The organism is Sporosarcina sp. SAFN-010 (assembly GCF_059415065.1).
This window is the reverse complement of the sequence record NZ_JBPFDS010000015.1, coordinates 42,575-68,256: the sequence shown is the minus strand read 5'-3', so window position 1 is coordinate 68,256 and position 25,682 is coordinate 42,575. Positions and strand designations below refer to the sequence as shown.

The following is a 25,682-nucleotide window of genomic DNA, read 5'->3' as shown; positions in this document are numbered from 1 at the left end:
AAAGAGAATTGATTGCTCAATTCGTACTGGCATCATTTAAGATGTCTATCAGATCGATTAAGATCTGTTTGTGTTTGCTTCACCGGCAGAACCGGTTTCCCAAACGATAATTCGTTGACATTTTACTGTTCAGTTTTCAAGGTTCATAGTGTTAATGTTATTCGTTAGCTGTTGTTTCAGCAACTCTTACATCATAACATGGTGTAATCATCGTGTCAACAACTTTTTTAAAAAAGTATTACTTGCCTTTGAAACCGATAAAGCGTGTTCCGAAGGACAAGTAATAATATACAACAGATAGTATATAGTTTGCAAGCTTTTTTTAAAATTATACTGAAGTTTTTTTCCGACCGTCTACAACAAACAACAAAATCCCTAGTAACACAACGATTCCACCTATGATTTGAGCTGTCGATAAACTCTCATTGAAGATGTAATACGCTAAGATCGATGCACCAACAGGTTCAAATAATATCGCAATAGAAATCGCATTAGTACTCACCCATCGGATTGCCCAGTTAAAAAGGGTATGACCAAGTAGGTTCGGAATTAGCGCTAATAGCACGAACCACATCCAATCTGATTGTGAATGCGGACCAAATGACTCCCCTTTTATTAATACATAGAAGAAAAGTGTAATCGAGCTAATGGAGTATACTACAAACGTATACGTAATTAGCGACAATCTTTGACGAACGTCTTGGCCAAACAGCAAGTAAGCAGTGATTAGTGCACAGCCTATGAGCGCAAGAATATCACCATAAAATGCAGTTCCTCCAAGTTGGAAATCACCAAAGCTAATAATGACACTACCCGATATTGCAATTACTGCTGATAATATAGTTTTAACCGACAATCGTTCTTTAAAGAAAAAGTATGTACCCGCAAACGCAAAAATAGGTTGTAGTGTCACTAAAACAGTAGAACTTGCAACGGATGTATAATTAAGCGATTCAAACCAAAAGATAAAGTGGAACGCTAAAAACACTCCTGCAAAAGTTGAAAATATCCAATCTCGCTTTTTCAGCAACGTTATTTCTTTTCTGTATTTCAATAAGAATATCGGCAACATGAAGATGACCGAGAAAAACATTCTGTAAAATGCAGTAACCCCCGCCTCAGCGGATACTAATTTCACAAAAATTGCTGATAAAGCAACCGAGATAACCCCTATAATGATAGGGATAGCTGGATGTATAGCTGGTTTGTTCATTTAAACACATCACTTTCCTTCTATTGAGGGTTACAATAGTTTGTTTATGGATATAGCATATAGTATATCAGACATGGCCGTTCTAAAAATTCGGTATTTAGAATACCCCTATTATTTAGGTAGGAGGCTAATGATAAAACTTTGAATTGAACGCACCACCATTTTTGTTGCAAAGGAGCATACATTCATGACCAATTGGATTCAACTTTTAAAAGATGGTAACAAACCTGCTCTTTTAGCCGCTATAGTTAATGTTATTATCGCCGCTTTAAAAGCGGGAGCTTTCTTTCTAACAGGCAACGTTGCCATGTTCGCTGAAATGATGCACTCTATCGGAGATGCTGCAAATCAACTATTCGTTTATGTTGGTTCTGCCCTTTCCAAAAAAGCACCAACTCCTAAATATCCAAATGGTTTTGGTAGGATTGTTAACCTCGTTTGTCTGGGCGCCGTTTTGATTGTAGCGATCCTTTCTTATGAAACTATAGTTGGAGGGATACATCACATCCTTCATCCTTCAGAAAGTGGAGGTTTGTGGATTAACCTAGGCGTTCTTGGGATTGGAATTGTGTTAGAATCCTTCGTTCTCTATAAGGCATCAAAAGAAGTCTTTCACGATGCTGGTGTTGAACATACAGGATTATCCTCTTTCCCTAAAAGCTTTGCGTATCTGAAAAAGGCAAAGCCTCCAACTAAGTTAGTCTTTATGGAAGACTTAGTGGCGACTAGCGGAGGTATAATAGCATTTGTCGCCGTTCTACTAGCTCATTTCTTTGGCTGGTTCGCAGCTGAAGGCGTTGCTTCCATTATCATTGGTGTGATGATGTTTTATGTAGTCGGTAAGGTATTCCTCGAAAATGCCAGAGGGGCTATCGGAGAAACAGATGAAGAAATGCTCGCGCATATCGCCCATCTACTCGCAGAAGACCCTGACATTGTGGATATTCAACGTGTTGAGGTTGTTAAAGAAGGTGAGTTTCTACATGTTGAAATCATTGCCGAGGTTGCGACTTCGAATACAGTTGAATATGTTCTAAAAGTCAAAGATCGTTTACTTACTAATATACTGATTCAGAAAGGCATTCAGGATGTCATCATTTCTTTAGTAGGTGATGATGGTGTTAAATCCTGGACTGGAGAAAATAGTTCTAACCTCATTGAAAATCGCATGAAACTACCTGAATAAAAAATGCGAGCCAACGTTAGAGACTGTTGGCTCGCATTTTCATTACAATGAATTCGTCAAAATTTGAACGACATCCTCTTTAGCTAACTTCGCGAAGTTACCAAGCGGTCCTCTTGCTGCAGCTTTTTCAGCCATTAGTTCAATTTTCGAATCATCAATATCGAAATTTGCAAGTTTTCGCGGCGCTCCAATCGATGCCCAGAACTCCTCTAATTTAGAAATACCTTCTAATGCCGTTTCTTCATCTGTCTTATCCGTCGGTTCTACACCAAATGCTTTTACAGCTAACTGTGCATATCGTTTCGGATTCAAATGCATCGTATAACGCATCCACTCTGGGAATAGGATAGACAGTCCGCCAGCGTGTGGAATGTCATAGACTGCTGAAACCGCGTGCTCAATGTCATGAGTTCCCCAGTCTCCTGTATATCCCATGCGAAGGAAACCATTCAATCCCCATACACCAGCAAGCATCATAGTCGCTCTCAGCTCGTAGTCTTCTGGATGATTCACCACTTCTGCACCTGTTGTGATCAAAGTACGGAGTGCACTTTCACACATTTCATCTTGGAAAGGAGTATTCGATGATTCATTGAAGTATTCTTCAAAGATATGAGACATCGTATCTACAATTCCGTTGACTGTTTGATCCTTCGGAACAGACATCGTATATGACGGATCTAAAATTGAGAATTTAGGGAAGTTAAATGGCGTTCCCCATCCATACTTTTCTTGAGTTTCTTCATTAGTAATAACAGACCCTGCATTCATCTCTGAACTAGTTGCAGACAGTGTCAATACTGTACCAAACGGTAATGCATCTTGAGGTACCGCTTTACGTACAACAAAGTCCCACGGGTTGCCATCGTATTTTGCAGCACAAGCGATAAGCTTCGTACAGTCAATGACCGAACCGCCGCCGACAGCTATGATTACGTCTACGTTCTCACGTTTACATAATTCCGCTGCAGCAATCGCAGTTGAAAGTCTAGGGTTCGGCTCCACTCCACCAAATTCGTGAACAGTGAGTCCTCCTTCTTTTAGTACACCCATCACATCATCATATACACCATTCTTCTTAATACTTCCTCCACCGTATACGACAAGAACGTTATTTCCATATTTTTTAAGCTCATCTGCTAGATTCGACACTTGCCCTTTACCAAACAATAATTTTACAGGATTTTGAAATACGAAATTATCCAAAACTCATCGCCTCCTCAGACTACTTCCATTATGTTTTAGGAGAGTTAGTGATGCAACTGTTCTGCCCGCACGAAGCGAACTAAAAAGAGCACCCCTATAAAAGGAGCGCTCTTTTATGTTGCTTATGCCCAGCCACGGAAACGTGAAGCTTCCGCTGTTTTACGGATACCGATCATATACGCTGCAAGGCGCATGTCAATGCCTCGTGTAGTTGCCTGCGTATAAACATTTTCAAACGCAGTTACCATTTTAAGAGTCATTTTTTCACGAACCTCTTCTTCCGACCAGTAGTAGCCCATGTTGTTCTGAACCCATTCAAAGTATGAAACGGTTACGCCGCCTGCACTAGCAAGGACGTCAGGAACAAGAAGGATACCGCGTTCTGAAAGAATTTTCGTAGCTTCAGAAGTTGTTGGACCATTTGCTGCTTCAACAACAATAGAAGCTTTAATGTTATTTGCATTGTGCTCTGTAATTTGGTTCTCGATTGCTGCAGGAACAAGGATATCACAATCCAATTCCAACAACTCTTGGTTCGTCAATGTGTTTTCGAACAATGTAGTTACTGTTCCAAAACTATCACGACGGTCAAGTAAATAATCGATATCCAAGCCGTCTGGATCATGTAAAGCTCCATAAGCATCAGAAATTCCGATTACTTTAGCACCTGCATCGTGTAGGAATTTAGAAAGGAAGCTACCTGCGTTACCAAAACCTTGGATAACAATACGAGCGCCTTTCATATCGATACCACGACGTTTAGCTGCTTCGTTAATAATAATCGTTACGCCTTCAGCAGTCGCACGGTCGCGACCTTGTGAACCACCGAGAACGATTGGTTTTCCTGTTATGAAGCCTGGTGAGTTGAACTCATCAATTCTGCTGTACTCATCCATCATCCACGCCATAATTTGTGAATTTGTGAAAACGTCTGGTGCTGGAATGTCTTTTGTCGGTCCCATAACTTGAGACAACGCACGGACATATCCGCGACTTAGTTTTTCCAATTCATCCATAGACATTTCACGGGGATCACAAATGATACCGCCTTTACCGCCGCCATATGGAAGGTCTACAATTCCAGCTTTAAGTGTCATCCACATAGAAAGTGCACGCACTTCATCTAAAGTAACATCTGGGTGGAAACGTACTCCGCCTTTTGTTGGTCCAACAGCGTCGTTGTGCTGTCCGCGGAATCCAGTGAAGACTTTTACTTTTCCATCGTCCATCTTAATCGGGATGCGGACTTCCGTCATGCGCATTGGTTCTTTGAGAAGTTCATACATTCCTTCATCGTAGCCCAGCTTTTCAAGTGCTTCTTTAATAACAACTTGTGTCGATGTGAACAGATTCAGGTTTTCAGTCATTGTATTGGCTCGCCTCTTTGTTTCATAATGTTTTTTCCTTATTCATAGTATCATATCGAACAACGGAATTGGAAAGAATTTTTAGTTAGCGAATACGCTTTTAATTTTCTCAAGTGCCCAATCAAGTTCTTCTTTAGTGATAACTAGTGGTGGTGCAAAACGAATTACTGTGTCGTGTGTTTCTTTACAGAGTAATCCTAGTTCTTTAAGCTTTTCACAGTAAGGACGGGCCTCAACAGTTAACTGCATTCCGATGAACAAACCGCGTCCGCGAACTTCTGTAATGACATCATTTTCGATTTTTTCAAGTTCTTCTTTGAAGTAGTTACCAAGTTCAAGAGACTTGTCTGCAAGTTTTTCGTTTTCAAGTACTTCTAAAGATGCAATTGAAACCGCACACGCCATTGGGTTACCACCAAATGTAGATCCGTGTGAACCTGGGTTGAACACTTCAAGTACTTCTTTATCTGCTACTACACAAGAGATTGGGAATACTCCGCCACCTAGTGCTTTACCGAGGATATACATATCCGGGTTAACATCTTCCCATTCACATGCAAACATTTTACCAGTGCGGCATAGGCCAGCTTGGATTTCGTCTGCAATGAAAAGAACGTTATTTTCTTTACATAGTTCACGTGCTTTTTTCAAATAGCCAGCAGGTGGAATGATAATTCCAGCTTCCCCTTGAATTGGCTCGATGATAAACGCAGCTGTATTTGGAGTGATTGCACCTTCAAGTGCATCCAAGTCGCCATAAGGTACTAGTTTGATACCTGGAAGCATTGGTCCGAAACCACGCTTGTATTCTGGATCTGATGAAAGGGATACTGCTCCCATCGTACGTCCGTGGAAGTTACCTTCACAGCCGATGATTTCAGCTTTATTCTCTTCAACGCCTTTAACGTCATATGCCCAGCGGCGAGCTGCTTTGATTGCTGTTTCAACAGCTTCAGCACCCGTGTTCATTGGCAACGCCATTTCTTTACCAGATAGTTCAGTAATTTTTTCGTACCAAGGACCCAACTGATCGCTGTGGAATGCACGTGAAGTTAGAGTAACTTTGTCTGCCTGATCTTTTAGTGCTTGAATGATTTTAGGATGACGGTGCCCTTGGTTCACTGCAGAGTATGCAGAAAGCATATCCATGTATTTGTTACCTTCTGGATCCTTTACCCATACACCTTCTGCTTCTGAGATAACAATCGGTAGTGGATGATAGTTTGGTGCACCATACTTATTAGTTTGTTCAATCACTTGTTGAGATACTGACATTAAAATTCCCTCCTCGGTTAGGTATGTAGATACAGTGCCTGTCTTGTGACAGGCAACTGCTTGAAACTAGTCTTATAGCATTTCTGAAGTTGTTTTACCTTGCATGTGAAGCTGCAAGTAGTCTGGGCCACCTGCTTTTGAATCTGTACCTGACATGTTGAATCCGCCAAATGGCTGGTATCCAACGATTGCACCTGTGCAACCGCGGTTGAAGTACAAGTTACCACAGTGGAAGTCTTGACGAGCTTGTTCAATGTGCTCACGGTTAGTCGTGATAACAGCGCCAGTCAAACCATAGTCAGTATCATTTGCCATTTCGATCGCTTCAGTGAAGTTTTTCGCTTTAGCAATTGCTACGAATGGTCCGAAGACTTCTTCCTTCATAATACGAGCTTCAGGTGCAACGTCTGCGAATACAGTCGGAGCAACGAAGAATCCTTTAGAGCTATCGCCTTCCCCACCTGCAACAAGACGACCTTCTTCTTTACCGATTTCAACATAGCTCATGATTTTGTCATAAGCAGCTTTGTCGATAACTGGTCCAGCGAAGTTAGACTGGTCAGTTGGGTCACCGTAAGTCAACTCTTTAGTAAGTTCTTCTACGCGAGCAACAACTGTGTCATATACATCTTCGTGAATGATCGCACGTGAACATGCTGAACATTTCTGTCCACTGAAACCGAATGCTGATTTAACGATGGATTGTGCTGCAAGCTCAAGATCCGCTTCGTTGTCAACAACGATTGTATCTTTACCGCCCATTTCAGCGATAACACGCTTCAACCAAATTTGTCCTTCGTTCACTTTAGAAGCACGCTCGTAAATACGTGTTCCAACTTCACGTGAACCTGTGAATGATACGAAACGAGTGCGCGCGTGATCTACTAAGTAGTCACCGATTTCAGAGCCAGAACCTGGTACATAGTTTACTACGCCTGCAGGCATTCCCGCTTCTTCAAGTACTTCCATGAATTTATAAGCAACAACTGGAGTTGTTGAAGCTGGCTTCAATAGTACTGTGTTTCCTGTTACAAGTGCAGCTACTGTAGTACCCGCCATGATCGCGAATGCAAAGTTCCATGGAGAGATAACAACGCCAACTCCTAAAGGAATGTAGTCAAAACGGTTGAATTCGCCTGGACGGCTTTCTACTGGCATTCCGTCTTTCAAGCGTAGCATTTGACGGCCGTAGTACTCTAGGAAGTCGATTGCTTCAGCAGTATCTGCATCTGCTTCGTTCCAAGGCTTACCAGCTTCTTTAGTCAATAGTGCTGAGAATTCCATTTTGCGGCGACGAACAATCGCTGCAGCTTTGAAAAGAATATCTGCACGCATAGCTGGCTCTGTCTTTCTCCAAGTATTGAAAGTTTCGTCTGCAATTTTCATAGCTTTTTCTGCAATATCTTTACTTGCTTTAGAAACGCTACCGATAATTTCTTCTTTGTTAGCTGGGTTGAAAGATACGAGCTTATCATCAGTCATGATGCGCTCCCCACCTACGATTAGGGGATAATCTTTACCTAGGTAAGCTTCCACAGTCTTAAGACCTTCTTGGAATGCTTTTTTATTTTCTTCGATTGTAAAATCTGTAAATGGTTCATGTTTGTACGGGATCATGATAGTCCTCCTTTAGATGGGTCATGCAAATAATATTTGCACTTCATTGTTAATTGCACTTATAATAATGCAAGATATTATTGCACATTGCAAGTATTATTGTTTTCTTGAAGAAAAAAGTTAGGCGGTGTCACTCTATGAGTGCTTTTGAAGAGTCACTCTTTCCCTTTTATGAATTTGCTGTAAAGCGTGCAGGGGTTGGAATCCATGCCGTTAACAGTGAGGGCAGGACCATTATCTATAATGACAAAATGAAAGAAATTGAAGGACTAGACCTCGATGATATCCGAGATTTGTCCATCATGGAATTATTCAATTTCCGTCAACAGCCGAGTACGTTGATGGAAGTATTACAAAGTGGACAAGAACAATTAAATATTAAACAAACGTATTGGAACCAAAACGAAACTGAGATTACAACGATTAACAATACCTACCCTATCGTGAATAACGGATTGCTTATTGGAGCAGTTGAACTCTCTCATGACGTAACAGCACTGGAAAAGTTTGTTTTGCAGCCATTGACAAAAGATCGAGAACCGGTTTTGCTGAATAACATAGTAGCGGAATCCGTATCCATGAAAAAAATTATTGCTACAGCGAAAAAAGCGGTACGCGCAAAACTCCCTGTCCTCCTTGTAGGAGAAGCGGGTACAGGAAAAGACCTTGTTGCCCAGGGTATTCATCATGAAGGTCCTGTATCAGATTCATCGTTTTACACACTTTACTGCGATCGATCTGATAACCAATCAATTGATCGTCTCGCAACAGAATTAAAAACCGATGCCCCATTTACTCTATTTTGCGAACGAATCGACTTTTTATCCATCGAGCTGCAACGTAAACTTCTCAGAATTTTAGATAGTTCGGATCTTCATAAACGGCAATTCATCGCAAGTATCGGCGAAGACCCCGTCGAACTTATCGCATCAGGAAGTTTGTTAAAGGAGTTGTACTACTTTTTTGCATCTTTTACGATCCGCTTCCCACCTCTAAGGGAGAGGAAGGAAGACATTCTTTCATTCGTCAAAAGATATTTAGCTAGACGTAAAGAGAGTTTAGGTACCACATTGGATGACATTACAGAAGAAGTCGAGGAACTATTCCTTTCTTACACATGGCCTGGGAATATTCGTGAACTTGAAATATTGCTGAACGAAGTGGCCTCCCTTGCTTCAGCTGAAACAACAATTACGTATGAAATGCTTCCTCAACACTTTAGAAGTAAAAGTGCTGTTTTGGACGAGGGAACAGTTCCTTTACCTTCTTTCATCTTACCAAGTGAAAAAGACATGCTTCCTCTCGATAAGTTTTTAAGAGAAGCAGAATCCTATTATTTACAAAAAGCTTTAACCATTCATGACGGTAACATCACCAGAACAGCAAATGCCTTGTCGATGAGTAGACAAAACCTACAATATCGTCTTCGGAAAAACAAAAAAGGAGAAGAGGGATAATCACCTCTTCTCCTTTTTAATAACCTGATTTGTCGATCCAATCTCTCAGCTTGTCTTTCAAAGAGTTGAATCCTTTTTCATCTTGTTCGTCTACCCGTTCTTGTAATGATTTACGGGGACGATTGAATTTCTTCGTGGGTGTTGGGGGATCTTGTAACGAACGGATGGACAAACTGATTTTCTTATCCATCTCGTCCACTTCCAACACTTTTACAGTTACTTGCTGACCAACCGATAAATGCTCGTTGATATCCTTCACAAATCCGTAAGTGATTTCAGAAATGTGGACGAGTCCTTGAGTGGATTCATCAAGAGCTACAAACGCACCATAAGGCTGAATGCCTGTAACTGTACCTGACAGTTCTTCACCTGCTTCGTATTTACCTGTCATGTGTAACAGCTCCCAATTCTGTTTTGACTATCTGAAATTGCCATTGCGGCCATTATCAGTATACCATTTGAACACTATTGGGGCAAAAGATAGTCATTTAGACGGAATTTGAGGCATTAGAAAACGAGATTTATGAAATGATACATTTAGCTTCGAATTTCACAGCCAATAACTTATACGAAATCTGCATGCAATCTTCTAAAGGTATCCATATTGTATAAGAGTGTTCATAAATTTCGCGAATTCGTTTTGCTAGATCTGTTGGATGATCCAATAGATGGAGTTCCGCCACAACATCTGCTATTTCTAGTTCGTATGCATCTGGACCATTCAGGAATGGATCCCATTCTTCTAGTAAATGAATCGCTTTTTTATTCATTTCTACAGTTTGCACGTCAAGTCACCTGATTTTTTCTTTTTATTTATGATAGCATAGGTATGAAAAAGAAAACAGACTTAGGGGGATTATGTATGAAAGAATTCACTGCTGTAAAAAACCGTCGAAATACGTCTTCAATGAAGTGGGATCGGATGGATCGCATTTATGGAATTGAAAATACGGAAGATATCCTTCCTATGTGGATCGCAGATATGGATTTTTCTGCACCTCAACCTGTCATCGATGCGTTGAAAGAACGCTTGGACCATGGAGTTTTCGGCTACTCTTACGTATGTGAAGATTGTAAAGACGCAATTCGTGAATGGATGTCCAATAAGCATGGTTGGCGAACTAAAAATGAGTGGATGTTATCTCATCACGGCGTCGTTCCTGCAATTGCCTCTGTTGTTGAAACGTTGACAAACGAAGGTGATGCTATTCTAATCACTCCGCCTGTTTATCCACCGTTCTCTGGTATACCTAGTTTACAGAATCGTACTCATGAAGAATGTACGCTAATCGATAAAAATGGAACCTATGAAATTGACTTCGTTAAATTCGAAGAATCTTTAAAAAGAAATGTCAGATTATTCATTTTTTGCAATCCACACAACCCGGGCGGGATTGTATGGCCAGTACCTGTGTTACAAGAAATTGTTCGACTATGCGCTAAATATGATGTACTTATATTGTCCGATGAAATTCATGCAGATCTAGTGTTTGCTCCTTACAATCATACTCCCTTACATACAGTTGCTGGAGATGAAGGGAATCGGATTATCACGTGTGTCGCACCTACCAAAACCTTCAACTTAGCGGGAATTCAAGCGGCTATGATGATTATTCCAGACGAAGGTTTACGCGAGCAATTGCGCGATAACGGAATGGCCCACGGTCAAATGGAATTAAACGCTTTTGCAAATGTTGCGTTGAAAACAGCTTATCGCCACGGAGAGCCCTGGCTTGAAAAGTTACTTAATACAGTGTCTGATAATATGGATTACGTGATTGAAACATTACCTACTCGGGTGCCAGGAGTTAAAATCACGAAACCTCAAGGAACTTATTTGCTTTGGATAGACTACCGTGAAACAGGTCTTTCTGAAGATGAAATAATGGACAAGTTACTCAACAAAGGAAAGTTAGCACTTGAGCCAGGTACAAAATACGGGGAAGCTGGTCGTGGATTCTTACGTATGAATGTTGCTACTTGTCTTTCCACGGTTCAAGATGGTGTCGAACGGTTTATAAAAGGAATGGAAAACTAAGAAAAGAGCATCCTCATGAATGAGGATGCTCTTTTTGTTGTTCACGCATATCTCTGCGTTCCCGCAGTATGCGTTCTTCTAAGTCTTTCGTTTCCAATTCTTGCTTTTTAGAGATGCGCTGAATCCACATGAATGTCAACACAAGAAGTACCATGAAAAAAGCAAAGGAAATGGCCGCTGGGATATATTCTGATTTGTCTTCCGGAAAGTACAGGAAAGGCATTAGAACCGTCACCATGGATATCACTTCCTAACCGATAAATTTAGTGGTAATTACTCGCCTTGAACGTCGATAGACTCAATTTTCACATCTTCGACTGGCTTATCTTGAGCACCAGTTTTAACCGTGGCAATCTTGTTGACAATGTCCATACCTTCAATAACTTGTCCAAAAACAGTGTGCTTCTGGTCAAGGTGAGGTGTTCCTCCACGCTCTGCATAAGCATCAGCGATTTCTTCAGGCCATCCACCTTTTTTCAACTGATCTGCTGAAGCACCAGCTAAATTAGAGGCTTGAACGATGAAGAACTGGCTACCATTTGTGTTTGGACCAGCATTCGCCATTGACAATGCACCATTCAAGTTGAAAAGATCCATTGTGAATTCGTCTTCGAACGAATCTCCATAGATACTTTCTCCGCCCATACCTGTACCAGTCGGGTCTCCACCTTGGATCATGAAGTCTTTAATAACACGGTGGAAAATAAGTCCGTCATAATAGCCATCTTTTGCATGAGTTAAGAAGTTCTTAACTGTTTTTGGTGCTTTTTCTTCAAAAAGCTTGATTTTAATTGGACCAAGCGTGGTGTTCATAGTAATAAGCTTTTCTCCTGCTGCTACTTCATTAGATAATTGCGGATACATCTGGGAGTCCTCCTTAGGAATCGTTTTTTCTGGTTCGTCTGCTTGAGTCGTTTCACCTTTTTCAGGTGCAGACTCTTTTTCTTTAGCTTCTTGTTTTCCACACGCGGATACAACAAGAATCAATGCTAAAGAAAGCATGAGCATATAAAGTTTTTTATGCAATTCTCTCACCCTAAATTAGTTTAACACATGATTCAGTGAAACCGAACTACGAGCACTTGACTTCCTTCGGGAAACGAATTGTTTTATACTACTTAAATACAGTTTTTATAGAGGGAAGGTCACCTATGGATATTCAAAAAAGAAATTTCATCATTATCTGGGTGTCAAACTTTCTAGTAGCCGGCACAATGACAATGATCATGCCATTCTTGTCATTATATATTGAAACGTTTGGCGATTACTCGGATGCATACGTTCAAAAATGGTCGGGCCTCGTTTTCGGCGCGACATTCATCTCCGCTCTTATTATGTCTCCAATTTGGGGAAGAATTGCAGATAAATACGGTTTTAAGCCCATTCTTATCATTAACGGATTTGGAATCGCGATTTCAGTATTCTTAATGGGATTCATACACTCTGTGGAAGCGTTCTTCATACTCCGTCTTCTTAACGGTGTGGTAACAGGCTTCATCCCTACTTCTCTTGCATTCATCTCCGCAAACACAAAACGTGAAGAAGCCGGAAAACGGTTAGGGACACTTCAAATGGGTAGTGTGACTGGTACTTTGTTTGGTCCAGTATTAGGTGGACTCCTAGCCGATGCTTTCGGTTTTAAATACACGTTTGTAATTACTTCAATCTCCGTTATCATCGCTGCTCTCATCATCATATTCGGTATAAAAGAACAGCGCAAAGTGAAAACAGGTCGTGAGGTTGTCTACTCACGAAAGACGATTTTAAGTGGACTCCTCCACCATCGATTGATGTTGAACGTCATGGTGGTCACAGCACTAATTCAGATTGGGAACTTCAGTATCCAGCCGTTGCTTTCTCTGTATGTCTCTCATTTGACCGACGCAAAGGACGTTGCTTTTCTAGCAGGGATCACATTCAGTGCTGCGGGTGTCGGTAACTTATTGTTTGCCCGTAAATGGGGTAAGCTCGGCGATGATATCGGGTATGAGAAAGTACTTGGATTTCTATTATTGCTGTCGTTCATCTTCATCATCCCTCAAGCATTTGTCGGTAGCCTGTGGCAGCTTGTGATCTGGCGATTACTCTTTGGTATTTCCATGGGCGGTATGATTCCAATTACGACCGCACTCGTTCGTCGTGAAGCACCGCTCGATATCCAAGGTGAAGTGATGGGCTACAATACAAGTTTCCGATTCTTAGGTAACATTATCGGTCCTATGGTCGGAGGAATTGTTAGTGGATTCCTCGGTATTTCTTCTGTGTTTATCATAACCGGCTTACTGTTCTTACTTGGTTTTGCTTTCCTTTACTATGCAAAACGTAAACCGACGCAAGATTTCGAAGATTTCCTGGCAGATTCACAACAAAATAACTCCTAAAAATATAGCACACTCCAAATACTGGAGTGTGCTATATTTTGTATAGGTATTTGTAAGAACGGAGGGACCAGTTGTGAGACAGCTTGCAGGATTTGCTGTCGCTTTGTTAAGTCTCCCGCTACTTTTCTGGCTTCAACAAGAAGTCGCAGCGGAATGGCATGAGGCGAATGCGTATAAGGAACAAGTAGAAGAAACCATCGAATTCTCCAACCCTGAAGTGACAATCCCGATGGCACTCTACGATCGTAATGGACAATTATTTGCAGAAGAATATGCGGAGTGGCGGGATCCACTTCCGCTATCCGAAATCCCCTTGTTTGCAAAACAGCTATTTCTTGAAAGCGAAGACAAAGGATTTTACGAACATAGAGGGTACGATGTCGCTGCGATCGCTCGAGCATTCGCGGTAAACGTGAATTCGGATGGATTAAGCCAAGGTGCTTCGACCATCACTCAACAAGTTGTACGAATGCGTTTTCTCTCCCCTGAAAAAACCTACGAACGTAAATTTAAAGAAATTCTTTATGCTGCTGAACTAGAAAAACAATCAACAAAAGATGAAATTTTAGAAATGTATATGAATGAGATGTACTTCGGCAACCAAGTTTATGGAATTGGTGCTGCTGCCACCTATTACTTTAGTAAACCATTAGCTAATTTAAGCGAAGCGGAAACTGCGTTTTTGGCAGCTATTCCGAACAACCCTTCGTTGTATGATCCATTGAAGCATTTTGACCGTACAAAAAAGCGTCAAGAGCGACTTCTTCAAGTTCTGGTGAACAATGAAGTGCTTTCCACGGAAGAAGGAAAAATAGCTCAGAGCGCTCCGGTCGAACTACGGCTCAAACAGAAAAACAGTCAATTCCCCGCCTATCATACTTATGTAGTTGACGAACTAAAACAGTTGATCAGTGAAAAAGAAGGTTTTTCCGCCCAATTACAAACAGCAAAAGATGAAGAAACACGAAAAAAGATTCAACAGTCGCTATCGGAACGTATCTCTGAAGTGATCAATTCAGGCGTCCGTATCGATACTTCACTTGATCCCGTTAAGCAAAGTAGCGTCGAAAGTGGCATTTCAAACGCTCTTGGCGGCAGTGGCATCCAATCTGGTGCAGCTGTTGTGGATAACAAATCGCGTGAACTCATTAGTGTGTATGGTGGGTACGGCTATCGGAAAACAGATTTCAATCGATCGTTTCAAGCTGTTCGACAGCCAGGGTCAATTATTAAACCTTTGCTCGTATATGCTCCCTATTTAGAAAGCGGACCCTATACTGAGAACTCTCTTATCGATGGCAGTGGGATTTGTATCGGTAATTTCTGTCCTGAGAATTTTGGACGGTATTCGTATGGAGTTTCAACATTAAAAAAAGCGTTTAGTCGCAGTTACAATACGACGGCAGTCCGGATTTTCCAACGTGTTGGGATTGAAGAGTCGTTCGCTCATCTAGCTCCATTTGGATTCAAGCATGTCACCGAAAAAGACCATCAGTATACTGCAGCTCTTGGTGGATTTGAAAATGGCATGACGCCTTATGAAATGGCAAATGCATTTACGAGCTTCATAGATGGTACGTTTAAACCAGCTAGAGCGATTCGTTCTGTAAAAGACCGTCAAGGGAACGTGTTATACCAATGGGAGGATGAACGTAAAGAGGTATGGTCGCAGAAGACGACGGAAAACATACGATCCATGCTAGAAGAAACTGTAAGAACAGGAACAGCTAGTGGCCTCCGTCACACCACGCAGTACACAGGAGCAAAGACAGGAACAACAAGTCATTTTAAAGACCTATGGGTTGCTGGGTTGAACGACAATTATACCGCCGTGACCTGGGTCGGGTATGACCGACCGCGGTCACTCCAACAAGAGAGCGAACAAAAATTACATTTGAAAGTTTTTTCAGCTGCACTTTCCGACTAGCTGTATTTTAGCAACTGCAGACTGTAGACAAACTCCAGTATTTATGGGGTTTCTCTACAGTCTTTTTTCTTTTACAATATGATTTACTATAAAAAGTTGATTTCCGCTGCGAGCGGACGCTTTCCGAGGGGCTTGCTCTCAGCCAATCGAACAACGAAGAGTTCGATTGGCCGTATTTTAGCGCACTTTGCTGAAATTAAGGCAGCACTCATCTCCCTCGCTTTGCTCAGTCCAGGGTCTTCGAGCTTCGCTTATCCCTCCGGAGTCGCCGCTCTCCACTACAATCAACAGCATCTCCCAACTATCAAATGAGTTAATGGAAATGATGATGAATCAAATCAAAGATCGGGAACAGATGGAGCTGCTTACACTCTACTTGTTAGTTCCGCAAGACCATCTGGTCCGTAAATTAGAGGTATCAATTTATTTCCCCTTCATTTATCCATTGGTTGGAGATTTATAATCCCTATTTGGGAGACCTAGCATAGATCCAGTTGTACTCAATAAAATGTCATTCATTCAATATACTAAGCCCTCTTAGGGTTGTCGATCGCATACCATGCTTCTCCTGGGCATCGGCAATAACGTATTCAACTGTCTCTTTACATTTCCATAGACTTCTTTGAATTCACATCGGTGTCTCAAGTCTTCTGTTACATCTAGTTAGTCTTGCCAGCTGGACATGGAGCCCCACAATTGCATTGTTTGCTTGAATGATGTGATTGTGTCATAGGACATTCAGTTGATTGAAGTGCAGGACGGCGACTCCTGGGGATCAGCGAAAGCTGTCACGAAGAACAGCTTTTGCGAGTAAAAGCGAAGCGTTAGGAGCACATCTTTGCTTTCGAAGCGACGAGGAGGCTGAGGGCAAGCCCCCGGAAAGCGCCCGTCCGGAACGGAGATCAACGGCCTGTTGTTATCCTTCATTTTCAGAGACAACGATGCAAAAAGACAAAATGGATGGAAATCAAATCGATCCCATCCATTTTGTCTAAAGTCTTGGCAGCTGGTCTTTTTCAACTCCAGGGATACTTGCGGCAATCCCGTTATACAGTCTTAGTAAAATGTAAACAACGGCAGAAACTAATACCGCCCAAACGATGAATTCAAAGAAGATAATTCCGATTATCGCTGAAAAAGGTAGCTGATGATGCAACATATACGTGCTGTAGACAAAGTAAACGAAAGTGACTGTCAAAAACACGAAGAGCAACCAGTAAATCGATTGGATGGCGAAAGCAGAAGCAAGTGCACCTATAAAGTAAATAAGTTTACCCCCTCGATCATCTGTCACATGGTGAACAGGAGAATCTGCTGTAGGGGTCGCTTTGTAGAAGAACAACATTGCCGTTTCATGAATCGTAGCGGCAATCAGTTTGAGTGCACTGAATACCATGAAGTAAAAAAGCGCATAGATGGTTAATAAGAACAATCGGAGTTGGGTATCTGTAAGAAATTCCAACAGACCATTGTACAACCCGATTTCTCGAAATACGCTCAGTGAAAAACCAACTGTATACACGCCAAACGTTAAACTAAACAACATAATTGTGAAGAAAGGTAAATAGCTAAACAAATACGGATTTTTCATACTGCACCTCAGACTGACTTGTTATTTTTAATGGATTTTTCCATGACTCTATAATATAGGAAGAGATTGATTTACCGCAATCTCTTCCAAGTGCCCACAGTGCAAAATGCACTCTTTTACGTTATACTTTAAACCAATGTCTACATCATGTTAGTACGAGGAAGGAGGATTTTTAGTGGAATTTGTTTGGTTCATTTTCTTGCCAGCGTTAGCAGCTCTTTTCATCCCGACGTTGTTCCGTCGTGTTGCTGGTATACATACAGGTTGGTTTGTACTGATTATCCCAGTTGTACTGTTTGTTTACTACAGTACGTACTTACCACTGACAGCAAGTGGAGAACACGCAGTCTCTTCGTTCGATTGGATCCCCTCACTAGGAATCTCTTTTGTCTCCTACCTAGATGGTCTCAGTCTTCTATTCACACTGCTCATTACAGGGATTGGTGCGTTGGTAGTTCTGTATTCGATTTTCTATCTAGATAGGCACAAAGAAAAGCTCGGTAATTTCTATGTATACTTACTGCTTTTCATGACGGCAATGCTTGGTGTTGTCCAGTCGGATAATGTTATTTCTCTTTATCTATTTTGGGAGTTAACTTCCATTTCATCTTTCCTACTAATCGGTTATTGGTACACACGGGACGGTTCCCGATTCGGTGCATTAAAGTCCATGATGATAACCGTTGGTGGAGGATTAATGATGCTCGGGGGCTTCGTAATTCTCGGGATTTTAGGAGATACATACTCGATTCGTGAATTGATCTCCAGGTTATCCGATTACTCTGGAGATCCGCTATTTACACTTGCAGCGGTGCTTCTGTTATTAGGAGCATTTACAAAGTCTGCTCAATTTCCGTTTTATATTTGGCTTCCGGATGCCATGGAAGCACCTACTCCAGTCAGTGCTTACTTACACTCCGCAACTATGGTCAAAGCGGGATTATATCTTGTCGCACGCTTTACACCGATTTTCGCAGAGTCCTCTGTCTGGATCTGGCTCGTTTCTGGTATTGGATTGCTCACATTAATGTGGGGCTCGTTCTTTGCTGTGAAGCAAACCGATTTAAAAGGAATTCTCGCATTCTCGACAGTGAGTCAGTTGGGTCTGATCATGTCTTTACTTGGTGCGGGAGCGATTGCTTATCATTCGGACGATACGCTATTCCGATTAGCGATGTTTGCAGCGATCTTCCACTTAGTGAACCATGCAGTCTTTAAAGGTAGCCTGTTCATGATTGCAGGTATTGTTGACCACGAAACCGGTACGCGTGATATTCGTAAACTCGGTGGTCTGATGAGCGTTATGCCTATCAGTTTCACCGTTGCGTTTATTGGCGGTCTTTCAATGGCAGGTATTCCGCCATTTGGTGGGTTCTTGAGTAAAGAATTGTTCTTAGAATCTATGGTCGCTTTGAAACACTTTGAACTGTTCAACTTTGATACGTGGGGTATTCTATTCCCTGTAATTGCATGGCTTGCAAGCGTATTCACATTTGTCTATAGCTTCTACTTTGTCTTCAAGACATTCACAGGCGAGAAGAAGTTTGACAAGCTTCCACTTAAGCCGCATGAAGCACCAATAGGCATGCTGATTTCCCCTATTATTTTAGCGGTCAGTGTCATTGCACTATTCTTCATCCCGAACGTTGTTGGGAAATGGCTTGTCGCACCTGCCGTCATGGCAGCACAGCCGCAGCTGTACAGTTTACCTTCAGAGGCTGCTGTTCATGTACAAGCCTGGCATGGGTTCAAGTCGGTTCCCATGTGGCTGACAGTTGGCGTTATTGTAATTGGAGCATTGCTATTTACTTCAATTAAAAAATGGCAGCCTGTTTATGGCTTACAACCAGAGAAGTTATCATTGAACGCACTTTATGATAGCGCTATGACGTTTTCAGAAAAAGGAATGAACAAGCTATCCCGTTTCTATATGAATGGGTTAATCCGAACGTATTTACTGTATATGTTTGCGTTCTTCTCTGTAATGACGATTGTTGTATTGTTCGCTAAAGGTGCTTTTAAATTGGATATGAGCAGTCTATCACCAATTACGTTGTTCGCAGTGATGAATGCGATTGTGGCTATATTAGGAACTGGCATGGTGATTATGTCGAAAAACAGAATCTCCGCTATTATTGCTCTAGGTGCAGTTGGGTACTCTGTCGCATTGTTCTTCGTGCTCTTTAAAGCACCAGACTTAGCTTTAACCCAACTCGTAATCGAGACAATTTCAGTCGCACTCTTCTTATTAGCTTTCCGTCACCTCCCTGCTTTAAAAACGCACGGAGAAACAAAACAGAACAAATTGGTGAACGGAATTATTGCAATAGGAGTTGGTCTTTCCGTAACTCTCGTTGCATTGTCCGCACATTCCAATAAGCTTGTCTCAAGTATTTCTCAGTACTATAAAGATACCGTCTATACAGAAGCTGGCGGGGGAAATATCGTGAACGTCATTCTCGTCGACTACCGTGGTTTCGATACATTGTTTGAAATCGCTGTCCTATCGATTGCAGGAATCGCTGTTCTTGGCATGATCAAGCTTCGATTGTCGAGAAAGGAGTCTGATGATGAAAAAGAATAACGTTATATTACAGACGACTGCAAAAGTCACGTTTTTCATCATTTCCTTGTTCTCAATTCATATCTTCTTTGCTGGCCATTTCGCTCCAGGTGGAGGGTTTGTCGGAGGACTGCTAACGACAGGGGCGATCGTTTTACTGTTGCTTGCATTCGATCTTGAAACGGTACAAGCTACACTGCCCTTCAATTTTACGATTGTGATTGGTATCGGTTTGCTTCTTTCATTAGGAACAGCCGCGGGAGCCATTTTGTTCAATGTTCCATTTTTCACTCATGCATTTGCGCATTTCGATTTACCACTTTTCGGTGACACTGAACTCCACACAGCCATGATTTTTGACTCTGGTGTGTATCTCGTCGTCGTTGGCGCAGCAATTACAATCATTCAGTCGATTGGAGGGGATGAGTAATGGAATTGCTTATGGCAATTGTAGCGGGTATTCTATTCACCGCTGCAATTTACTTAATTCTATCCAGAAGTCTGATTAAAGTAATCCTTGGAACCGGCTTGTTAAGTCACGGTGCCCACTTATTCATCTTAACAATGGGAGGATTAGGTGGAAGTGCACCTCCAGTCCTTATAGACGGGGTGACTGAATTTGCAGATCCACTTCCACAAGCTTTAATCTTGACTGCAATTGTTATCAGTTTCGGGGTTACGGCGTTCATATTGGTACTCGCCTACAGAACCTATGCAGTTCACAAAACTGATGATTTGAATTCGATGAAAGGAAATGATGAGCATGATTAACCTTCTATTGTTTCCGATCATCATCCCGTTTTTCTTTGCGATTGTACTTCTGTTTTTCAAAGAACAAGTACGCATCCAGCGAATCCTCACAGTCATTGGGCTAAGTGCAAGTATTGTTGCCGCATTTTCGCTCATTATGAAAGTGAAACAGGATGGGATCCAAACACTGACACTCGGGAGCTGGCCAGCTCCCTTCGGCATAACAATGGTTTCGGATATGTTTTCTGCGTTACTCGTAACGTCAACATTAGTGATTACATTATTCGTGGCCATTTATAGCTTTAGCTCAATTGGTGAAGAACGGGAGCGGTTTTTCTATTATCCTGCCATCCTCTTCATGATTACAGGAGTGAATGGTGCATTTACAACTGGTGATATTTTCAACATGTTTGTATTTTTTGAAGTACTACTGATCGCCTCTTACCTTCTTATCGTTCTTGGTGGAGAAAAGAGACAACTGCGGGAGTCTATTAAATACATACTGGTAAATGTCATCTCATCTGCCTTCTTTGTCATAACAATTGCGTATTTGTACTCTATCGTCGGAACGCTCAATATGGCGGATATCGGTCAGAAGATTGCAGATATCGGCCAGCCTGGAATCGTTTCAGTCATCGGTGTTCTATTGTTGCTTGTATTCGGGATTAAAGCGGGTATCTTCCCACTCTACTTCTGGATGCCTGGATCATACGCAGCACCTCCTGTTCCGATTCTTGCATTGTTTGGTGCGTTACTGACTAAAGTCGGTGTGTATGCTATCACACGTACCTATACACTGTTTTTCGTCAATGACCTTGCGTTTACGCACACCATTTTAATGGTACTCGCATTGCTCACAATCGTTGCGGGATGCATTGGTGCACTTGCCTACTTCGATCTAAAACAAATTATCATCTACAATATTTTAATCGCGATTGGCGTTATATTGTTCGGAGTCTCTCTTATGAACGAAGCTGGACTGCAAGGTGCCGTTTTCTATCTGATTCATGACATGCTCATTAAAGGGGCATTGTTCCTGATTATCGGGATTATGATACATGTCACCGGAACTTCCAACTTGCGAGAAATGGGAGGACTTATAAAAACCCACGCTCCACTTGGTTGGCTATTCCTGATTGCCGCCTTCGGTCTAGCAGGTATCCCACCGCTTAGTGGGTTTGTCGGGAAATTGCTCATTGTTCAAGGTGGGTTCGAACACGGGCAGTTATTCGGTACGATCGTAATACTCCTATCAAGTCTGATAGTTTTACTATCTGTCATCCGAATTTTCATCTATGCATTTTGGGGCGAGCCGGTTGCGTTACAACCAACGAACCGTAAAACCTATAAGCATATGATGTTCCCAACCGTAATTCTAGTAGCTCTGTCCGTTTTATACGGAGTCGGAACTGAGTGGATTTTCCCGTACGTATCAGATGCAGCTCATGTGTTGCTCGATCCGTCGAGTTATATAAACGCCGTGTTAAAGGAGTAGATCACGTTGGCATTTCAAATATTGCTTAACTTTTTCATCGCAATTACGTGGGTGCTCATCACGGCGTCGTTCACCCCTTCCACTTTTGTAATCGGTTATATTATCGGGTTATTACTTCTCGTGCTGACCAGACGTTTTTACAATGAGCGCTTGTATTTTGGTCAATTATGGTCTTGCTTGAAATTGACGCTCATCTTTTTTAAAGAATTGATTTTGTCCAATATTTCTGTTGCCATGTTAGTTCTTAAGCCAAAATTAGAACTCCAGCCAATGATTTTTGCAATGCCAACTGTCCTTGAAGAGGACTGGCAGATCACGTTACTTGCTAGTTTGATCACATTGACACCTGGCACAATTGTCATTCATGTTTCAGATGATCAACGGACGTTGTACGTTCATGCAATCGACGTGGATGATGTTGAAGAAGCCATCAATTCCATTAAACAAACATTCGAAAAAGCAATCTTGGAGGTGAGCCGGACATGAAGATATTTATTTGGATCAGTTTAATCATCATCTTCTTATCCATGCTCGGTACGCTCGTTCGAGTATTCAAAGGCCCTTCTACTCCAGATCGCCTTATCGCTTTAGATGGAATCGGTGTGATGCTGATTTCAATAATCGCGTTACTGTCCATTGTATTTGATACAATATTTTTCATTGATGTGATTTTGCTCATTGCGATTATGTCCTTCATCGGGACAGTATCGTTCTCGAAGTTCATCGAGAAAGGGGCGATTATAGACCGTGACACTCATCGCTAACATCATTATTGCTCTGTTTATACTTGTAGGCGTCTTCTTTACTGTTGTCACTGTAGTCGGGGTTCTCCGATTACCTGATGTTTACACACGAGCGCATGCCGCATCAAAAAGTGCGACTCTCGGTGTTCTAGGAATTCTGATTGGGGTGTTCCTTCACTTTTGGTGGATTAAAGGGCATTTCAGTATTCAACTGTTGCTTGGTAGCGTCTTCTTATTCATCACTTCGCCTGTTGGTGGACACTTAATGAGCCGCGCTGCTTATATGTCTGGCGTTAAACCGACAGAACTGACGGTTGGAGACGATCTTCAAGAAGCAATTGGTGAACAGAAGTCTCGTGAAGAAGATTGAACAAAAAGACGCAGTGTCCCAAATCGGACGCTGCGTCTTTTTGTTGTTTACCAATATCCATAGGGGCTGTAGTAAGGTGGGTATGAGTATGGATAATAGCCTCCACCATATGGGGGGTATCCACCGTATGGATAATACCCTCCACCACCGTAGCCTCCTCCGTATCCGTAAGGTGAAATTGCACTACCGAGAAAGCTACCGAATAATCCACCAAGAAAAGGTCCGCCGAAGCCGCCTCCGAAGTTGTTTCCAAATCCGCCTCCGCCGAAACCTCTACCTCCTCCGTACCCTCTTCCACCACCATAGTTACTTCCTCTATTATATCGTGACATTTTACTCCCCCTTTCCCACTTATCTTATTCATTGGGCAAAGGTAGGGGTAGGCTGACACCTATTACGCTTCAGAGGAGTCTTCAGCTAACCGCTCAATAAACGTAGCTAACGTTCTTGTCATGGCGCCTGTTGCACCTTTAGGTCCAAGTACATGAGGTGCATCCGCTTCAGACGTCCCTGCGATATCTAAGTGGATCCAAGGAGTATCTCCTACAAACTCTCCAACGAAACCGCCACCAAAGATCATATGACCATCACGACCTGGTGAGTTATTAAGGTCCGCTACTTCACTCTTACGAAGACGCTTTTTATCACTTTCAGTTAATGGTAAGCGCCAAACGAATTCTCCTGTTTCTACAGAAGCTTCCATGAAATCTTCGAAGAATGCTTCGTTGTTCGTCAATGCGCCAGTTTTATCCTTACCTAGGGCAACGATTACTCCGCCAGTAAGTGTTGCAATGTCAATTAGATAATTTGCACCTGATTGTTTTGCATAGGTCACAGCATCTGCCAATACGAGGCGCCCTTCAGCGTCCGTGTTTAAGACTTCAATCGTTTTACCTGACAGCGATGTAATAACATCGTCAGGTTTAAATGCATCACCTGAGACCATATTATCGGTAGAAGCAATGACAGCTATGACGTTTTTGGCAGGGCGCAGTTCACCGATGATTTGCATTGCACCGAATACAGCTGCAGCACCACCCATGTCCCCTTTCATGCCGACCATACCCTCACGTGGCTTCAAAGAGTATCCGCCTGTATCATACGTAATCCCCTTACCAACGAGTCCTACTACGTCAGTCCAGTCTTCGTTGCCACCAGCGTATTTAAGAACAATCAGACGTGGTTCCTCTACTGACCCTTTGTTGACCGCAAGAATTGCGCCCATACCGAGTTCTTCCATTTCTTTTTTGCCTAGAATTTCGACTTCAAATCCGTACTTTTCAGCCAACATTTCACCATGTTCAGCCATTTTAACTGCAGTTAAGATATTTGGAGGTGTGTTGACGAGTGTTCGTGCTGAATTTACAGCATCGGCATGTACAAGACCTACTTCCATAGCCGCTTTAAGTTCATCTTCATCAGCTGTGCTAAGTAGTTCCACTGTATTGAATTCAAAGTCTTTTTCGTTTGAAGTTGTTTTATAATCCGCAAATTGATAACTACCTAAAACAAGACCTTGTAGAGAGGCAAACGCCACATCATCCGCGCCTAGTTCTTCAGTTGTGAATGAATCAGCCCAAATGGAAACGCTTTCTGATTTCATCGACTTAAGCTCTTTTCCAACCTTAGAGAATACTTCAAGCAGCCCTTGGTCTGTTAACTTTTTCGAGGCACCAAGGCCGATGAAAACAACGCGCTTGAACGTGCTGTCGCCCATTGATGGTAGCTTAGTGACTGCATTGAGTTCTGTCTTTACATCGCCTGTTTTAACCCAATCTGTTAACTTCCCATTGAATGTGTCATTTATGACTTTCCAATTTGTATTGTTTTCTGGATGTTCAGGGACACCGATCACAACCACGTCAAGATTGGTCTCCGTAATCTGTTTGTTTGTAATGATAGTTTTCATTTGACTACCTCCTCATTTTCATACATTCTTAATTATATACCAATTGAAGAAGAAACGAAAAAAATTCTTCGGTTACCGGACTATTTTTCATAATTATTTTAACGAGGAGTGCCTACATGACAATTTTGAGCAATGTGCCACTGTTGGTTGCACTATTCGGAATTTTTTTCGCACAGTTCGTAAAGATTCCGATTCATTTTTTACTCACTCGTGAGCTCGATTGGAAGTTAATGACCTCTACAGGAGGCATGCCAAGTTCTCACTCAGCCGCAGTAACTGCACTCACTACTGCTATTGCTTTCGAACACGGACTGGGTTCTTCCCTGTTTGCAATCTCAGCAATTTTTGCAGTAATCGTCATGTTCGACGCGAGCGGCGTTCGTTACCAAGCAGGTCAGCAAGCCTTGATCATCAACCAGATCCGTGCAGATTTCCAAACATTCGTCAGTGGAACAAAAGGTTGGATTAAGAAAGACGAAGAACAAAAGATTGTAGAGCTGAAGACCCTGCTCGGTCACAAGCCAAGCGAAGTTTTTGCAGGAGCAGTAACCGGCATCCTGATTTCCGTTATCACGTATTCATTTATCGTATGAG

Annotated in this window: 25 protein-coding genes and 1 pseudogene; 14 read left to right on the top strand and 12 right to left on the bottom strand. The window is 42.0% G+C overall.

Annotation, left to right across the window (positions count from 1 at the left end):
* Positions 1-328: 328 nt before the first annotated feature.
* The gene (locus ACR65F_RS15300; protein WP_440504922.1) at positions 329-1,213 is read right to left on the bottom strand and encodes a DMT family transporter; all 885 of its coding nucleotides are present in this window, start codon (positions 1,211-1,213) and stop codon (positions 329-331) included.
* Between the two features lie 187 nt (positions 1,214-1,400).
* Between ACR65F_RS15300 and ACR65F_RS15295 the strand changes: the two genes are divergently transcribed.
* The gene (locus ACR65F_RS15295) at positions 1,401-2,399 is read left to right on the top strand and encodes a cation diffusion facilitator family transporter (protein WP_440504921.1); all 999 of its coding nucleotides are present in this window, start codon (positions 1,401-1,403) and stop codon (positions 2,397-2,399) included.
* A gap of 42 nt (positions 2,400-2,441) precedes the next feature.
* Here ACR65F_RS15295 and ACR65F_RS15290 read toward each other — a convergent pair whose 3' ends face one another.
* From ACR65F_RS15290 to pruA, 4 genes are all read right to left on the bottom strand, one after another.
* Positions 2,442-3,605, bottom strand: a complete 1,164-nt coding sequence (locus tag ACR65F_RS15290) for an iron-containing alcohol dehydrogenase (RefSeq protein WP_440504920.1) — start codon at positions 3,603-3,605, stop codon at positions 2,442-2,444.
* Positions 3,606-3,727: 122 nt separating this feature from the next.
* Positions 3,728-4,972, bottom strand: a complete 1,245-nt coding sequence (locus ACR65F_RS15285; protein WP_039044466.1) for a Glu/Leu/Phe/Val family dehydrogenase — start codon at positions 4,970-4,972, stop codon at positions 3,728-3,730.
* Between the two features lie 81 nt (positions 4,973-5,053).
* Positions 5,054-6,247: an ornithine--oxo-acid transaminase gene (locus ACR65F_RS15280; RefSeq protein WP_039044465.1), complete on the bottom strand. Its 1,194-nt coding sequence runs from the start codon at positions 6,245-6,247 to the stop codon at positions 5,054-5,056.
* A gap of 72 nt (positions 6,248-6,319) precedes the next feature.
* Positions 6,320-7,867 (bottom strand): L-glutamate gamma-semialdehyde dehydrogenase, encoded by a 1,548-nt coding sequence (gene pruA / locus ACR65F_RS15275; RefSeq protein ID WP_440504924.1) that lies wholly within the window; start codon positions 7,865-7,867, stop codon positions 6,320-6,322.
* 134 nt (positions 7,868-8,001) lie between these two features.
* On the opposite strand from pruA, the gene ACR65F_RS15270 reads away from it, so the two are divergent.
* Positions 8,002-9,321: an AAA-type ATPase lid domain-containing protein gene (locus tag ACR65F_RS15270; RefSeq protein WP_440504919.1), complete on the top strand. Its 1,320-nt coding sequence runs from the start codon at positions 8,002-8,004 to the stop codon at positions 9,319-9,321.
* Positions 9,322-9,337: 16 nt separating this feature from the next.
* Here ACR65F_RS15270 and yugI read toward each other — a convergent pair whose 3' ends face one another.
* Positions 9,338-9,712 carry a S1 domain-containing post-transcriptional regulator GSP13 gene (yugI, locus tag ACR65F_RS15265; RefSeq protein ID WP_039044462.1) on the bottom strand — a complete coding sequence of 125 codons (375 nt, stop codon included), beginning with the start codon at positions 9,710-9,712 and terminating at the stop codon, positions 9,338-9,340.
* Positions 9,713-9,842: 130 nt separating this feature from the next.
* Positions 9,843-10,106 carry a DUF1871 family protein gene (locus ACR65F_RS15260; RefSeq protein ID WP_185736983.1) on the bottom strand — a complete coding sequence of 88 codons (264 nt, stop codon included), beginning with the start codon at positions 10,104-10,106 and terminating at the stop codon, positions 9,843-9,845.
* A gap of 77 nt (positions 10,107-10,183) precedes the next feature.
* Between ACR65F_RS15260 and ACR65F_RS15255 the strand changes: the two genes are divergently transcribed.
* A complete protein-coding gene (locus ACR65F_RS15255) occupies positions 10,184-11,359 on the top strand; it encodes a MalY/PatB family protein (protein ID WP_440504918.1) in 1,176 nt (391 codons plus the stop codon).
* Between the two features lie 13 nt (positions 11,360-11,372).
* Here ACR65F_RS15255 and ACR65F_RS15250 read toward each other — a convergent pair whose 3' ends face one another.
* Positions 11,373-11,597: a hypothetical protein gene (locus ACR65F_RS15250; protein ID WP_039044460.1), complete on the bottom strand. Its 225-nt coding sequence runs from the start codon at positions 11,595-11,597 to the stop codon at positions 11,373-11,375.
* A gap of 35 nt (positions 11,598-11,632) precedes the next feature.
* Positions 11,633-12,394 (bottom strand): peptidylprolyl isomerase, encoded by a 762-nt coding sequence (locus tag ACR65F_RS15245; protein WP_440504917.1) that lies wholly within the window; start codon positions 12,392-12,394, stop codon positions 11,633-11,635.
* Between the two features lie 116 nt (positions 12,395-12,510).
* Here ACR65F_RS15245 and ACR65F_RS15240 point away from each other — a divergent pair, with 116 nt between their 5' ends.
* The 3 genes and pseudogenes from ACR65F_RS15240 to ACR65F_RS15230 form a co-directional block, all read left to right on the top strand.
* Positions 12,511-13,740, top strand: coding sequence for an MFS transporter (locus ACR65F_RS15240; protein WP_039044459.1), 1,230 nt, complete (start codon positions 12,511-12,513; stop codon positions 13,738-13,740).
* 73 nt (positions 13,741-13,813) lie between these two features.
* A complete protein-coding gene (locus ACR65F_RS15235) occupies positions 13,814-15,667 on the top strand; it encodes a transglycosylase domain-containing protein (RefSeq protein ID WP_440504916.1) in 1,854 nt (617 codons plus the stop codon).
* A 322-nt stretch (positions 15,668-15,989) separates the two neighbouring features.
* Positions 15,990-16,193, top strand: a pseudogene (locus tag ACR65F_RS15230) (transposase); the annotation flags it as partial.
* 465 nt (positions 16,194-16,658) lie between these two features.
* Here ACR65F_RS15230 and ACR65F_RS15225 read toward each other — a convergent pair.
* Positions 16,659-17,258 carry a DUF5366 family protein gene (locus ACR65F_RS15225; RefSeq protein WP_440504915.1) on the bottom strand — a complete coding sequence of 200 codons (600 nt, stop codon included), beginning with the start codon at positions 17,256-17,258 and terminating at the stop codon, positions 16,659-16,661.
* Positions 17,259-17,433: 175 nt separating this feature from the next.
* On the opposite strand from ACR65F_RS15225, the gene ACR65F_RS15220 reads away from it, so the two are divergent.
* Genes ACR65F_RS15220 through mnhG form a run of 7 tightly spaced genes read left to right on the top strand, consistent with a single transcriptional unit; the run spans position 17,434 to position 23,179 of the window.
* Positions 17,434-19,842 (top strand): Na+/H+ antiporter subunit A, encoded by a 2,409-nt coding sequence (locus ACR65F_RS15220; protein WP_440504914.1) that lies wholly within the window; start codon positions 17,434-17,436, stop codon positions 19,840-19,842.
* The gene (locus ACR65F_RS15215) at positions 19,829-20,251 is read left to right on the top strand and encodes a Na(+)/H(+) antiporter subunit B (RefSeq protein WP_039044456.1); all 423 of its coding nucleotides are present in this window, start codon (positions 19,829-19,831) and stop codon (positions 20,249-20,251) included. The genes ACR65F_RS15220 and ACR65F_RS15215 overlap by 14 nt, the downstream gene beginning before the upstream one ends.
* A complete protein-coding gene (locus ACR65F_RS15210) occupies positions 20,251-20,592 on the top strand; it encodes a Na(+)/H(+) antiporter subunit C (protein ID WP_039044455.1) in 342 nt (113 codons plus the stop codon). Before ACR65F_RS15215 ends, ACR65F_RS15210 begins: the two co-directional genes overlap by 1 nt.
* Entirely contained in the window at positions 20,585-22,066 is a 1,482-nt protein-coding gene (locus tag ACR65F_RS15205; protein ID WP_440504913.1) for a Na+/H+ antiporter subunit D, read from the top strand. Before ACR65F_RS15210 ends, ACR65F_RS15205 begins: the two co-directional genes overlap by 8 nt.
* Before the next feature lie 6 nt (positions 22,067-22,072).
* Positions 22,073-22,552, top strand: coding sequence for a Na+/H+ antiporter subunit E (locus ACR65F_RS15200; protein WP_039044453.1), 480 nt, complete (start codon positions 22,073-22,075; stop codon positions 22,550-22,552).
* Entirely contained in the window at positions 22,549-22,830 is a 282-nt protein-coding gene (locus ACR65F_RS15195; protein WP_025782963.1) for a Na(+)/H(+) antiporter subunit F1, read from the top strand. The genes ACR65F_RS15200 and ACR65F_RS15195 overlap by 4 nt, the downstream gene beginning before the upstream one ends.
* Complete coding sequence (gene mnhG, locus ACR65F_RS15190; protein ID WP_039044452.1) at positions 22,814-23,179, top strand: monovalent cation/H(+) antiporter subunit G; 366 nt, start codon at positions 22,814-22,816, stop codon at positions 23,177-23,179. The genes ACR65F_RS15195 and mnhG overlap by 17 nt, the downstream gene beginning before the upstream one ends.
* 47 nt (positions 23,180-23,226) lie before the next feature.
* Here mnhG and ACR65F_RS15185 read toward each other — a convergent pair whose 3' ends face one another.
* Positions 23,227-23,511, bottom strand: coding sequence for a hypothetical protein (locus ACR65F_RS15185; RefSeq protein WP_440504912.1), 285 nt, complete (start codon positions 23,509-23,511; stop codon positions 23,227-23,229).
* 62 nt (positions 23,512-23,573) lie between these two features.
* Positions 23,574-25,088: a leucyl aminopeptidase gene (locus ACR65F_RS15180; RefSeq protein WP_440504911.1), complete on the bottom strand. Its 1,515-nt coding sequence runs from the start codon at positions 25,086-25,088 to the stop codon at positions 23,574-23,576.
* Between the two features lie 116 nt (positions 25,089-25,204).
* On the opposite strand from ACR65F_RS15180, the gene ACR65F_RS15175 reads away from it, so the two are divergent.
* On the top strand, positions 25,205-25,681 hold the full coding sequence (locus ACR65F_RS15175; protein WP_039044451.1) for a divergent PAP2 family protein: 477 nt from the start codon (positions 25,205-25,207) through the stop codon (positions 25,679-25,681).
* The last annotated feature ends 1 nt before the right edge of the window (position 25,682 follow it).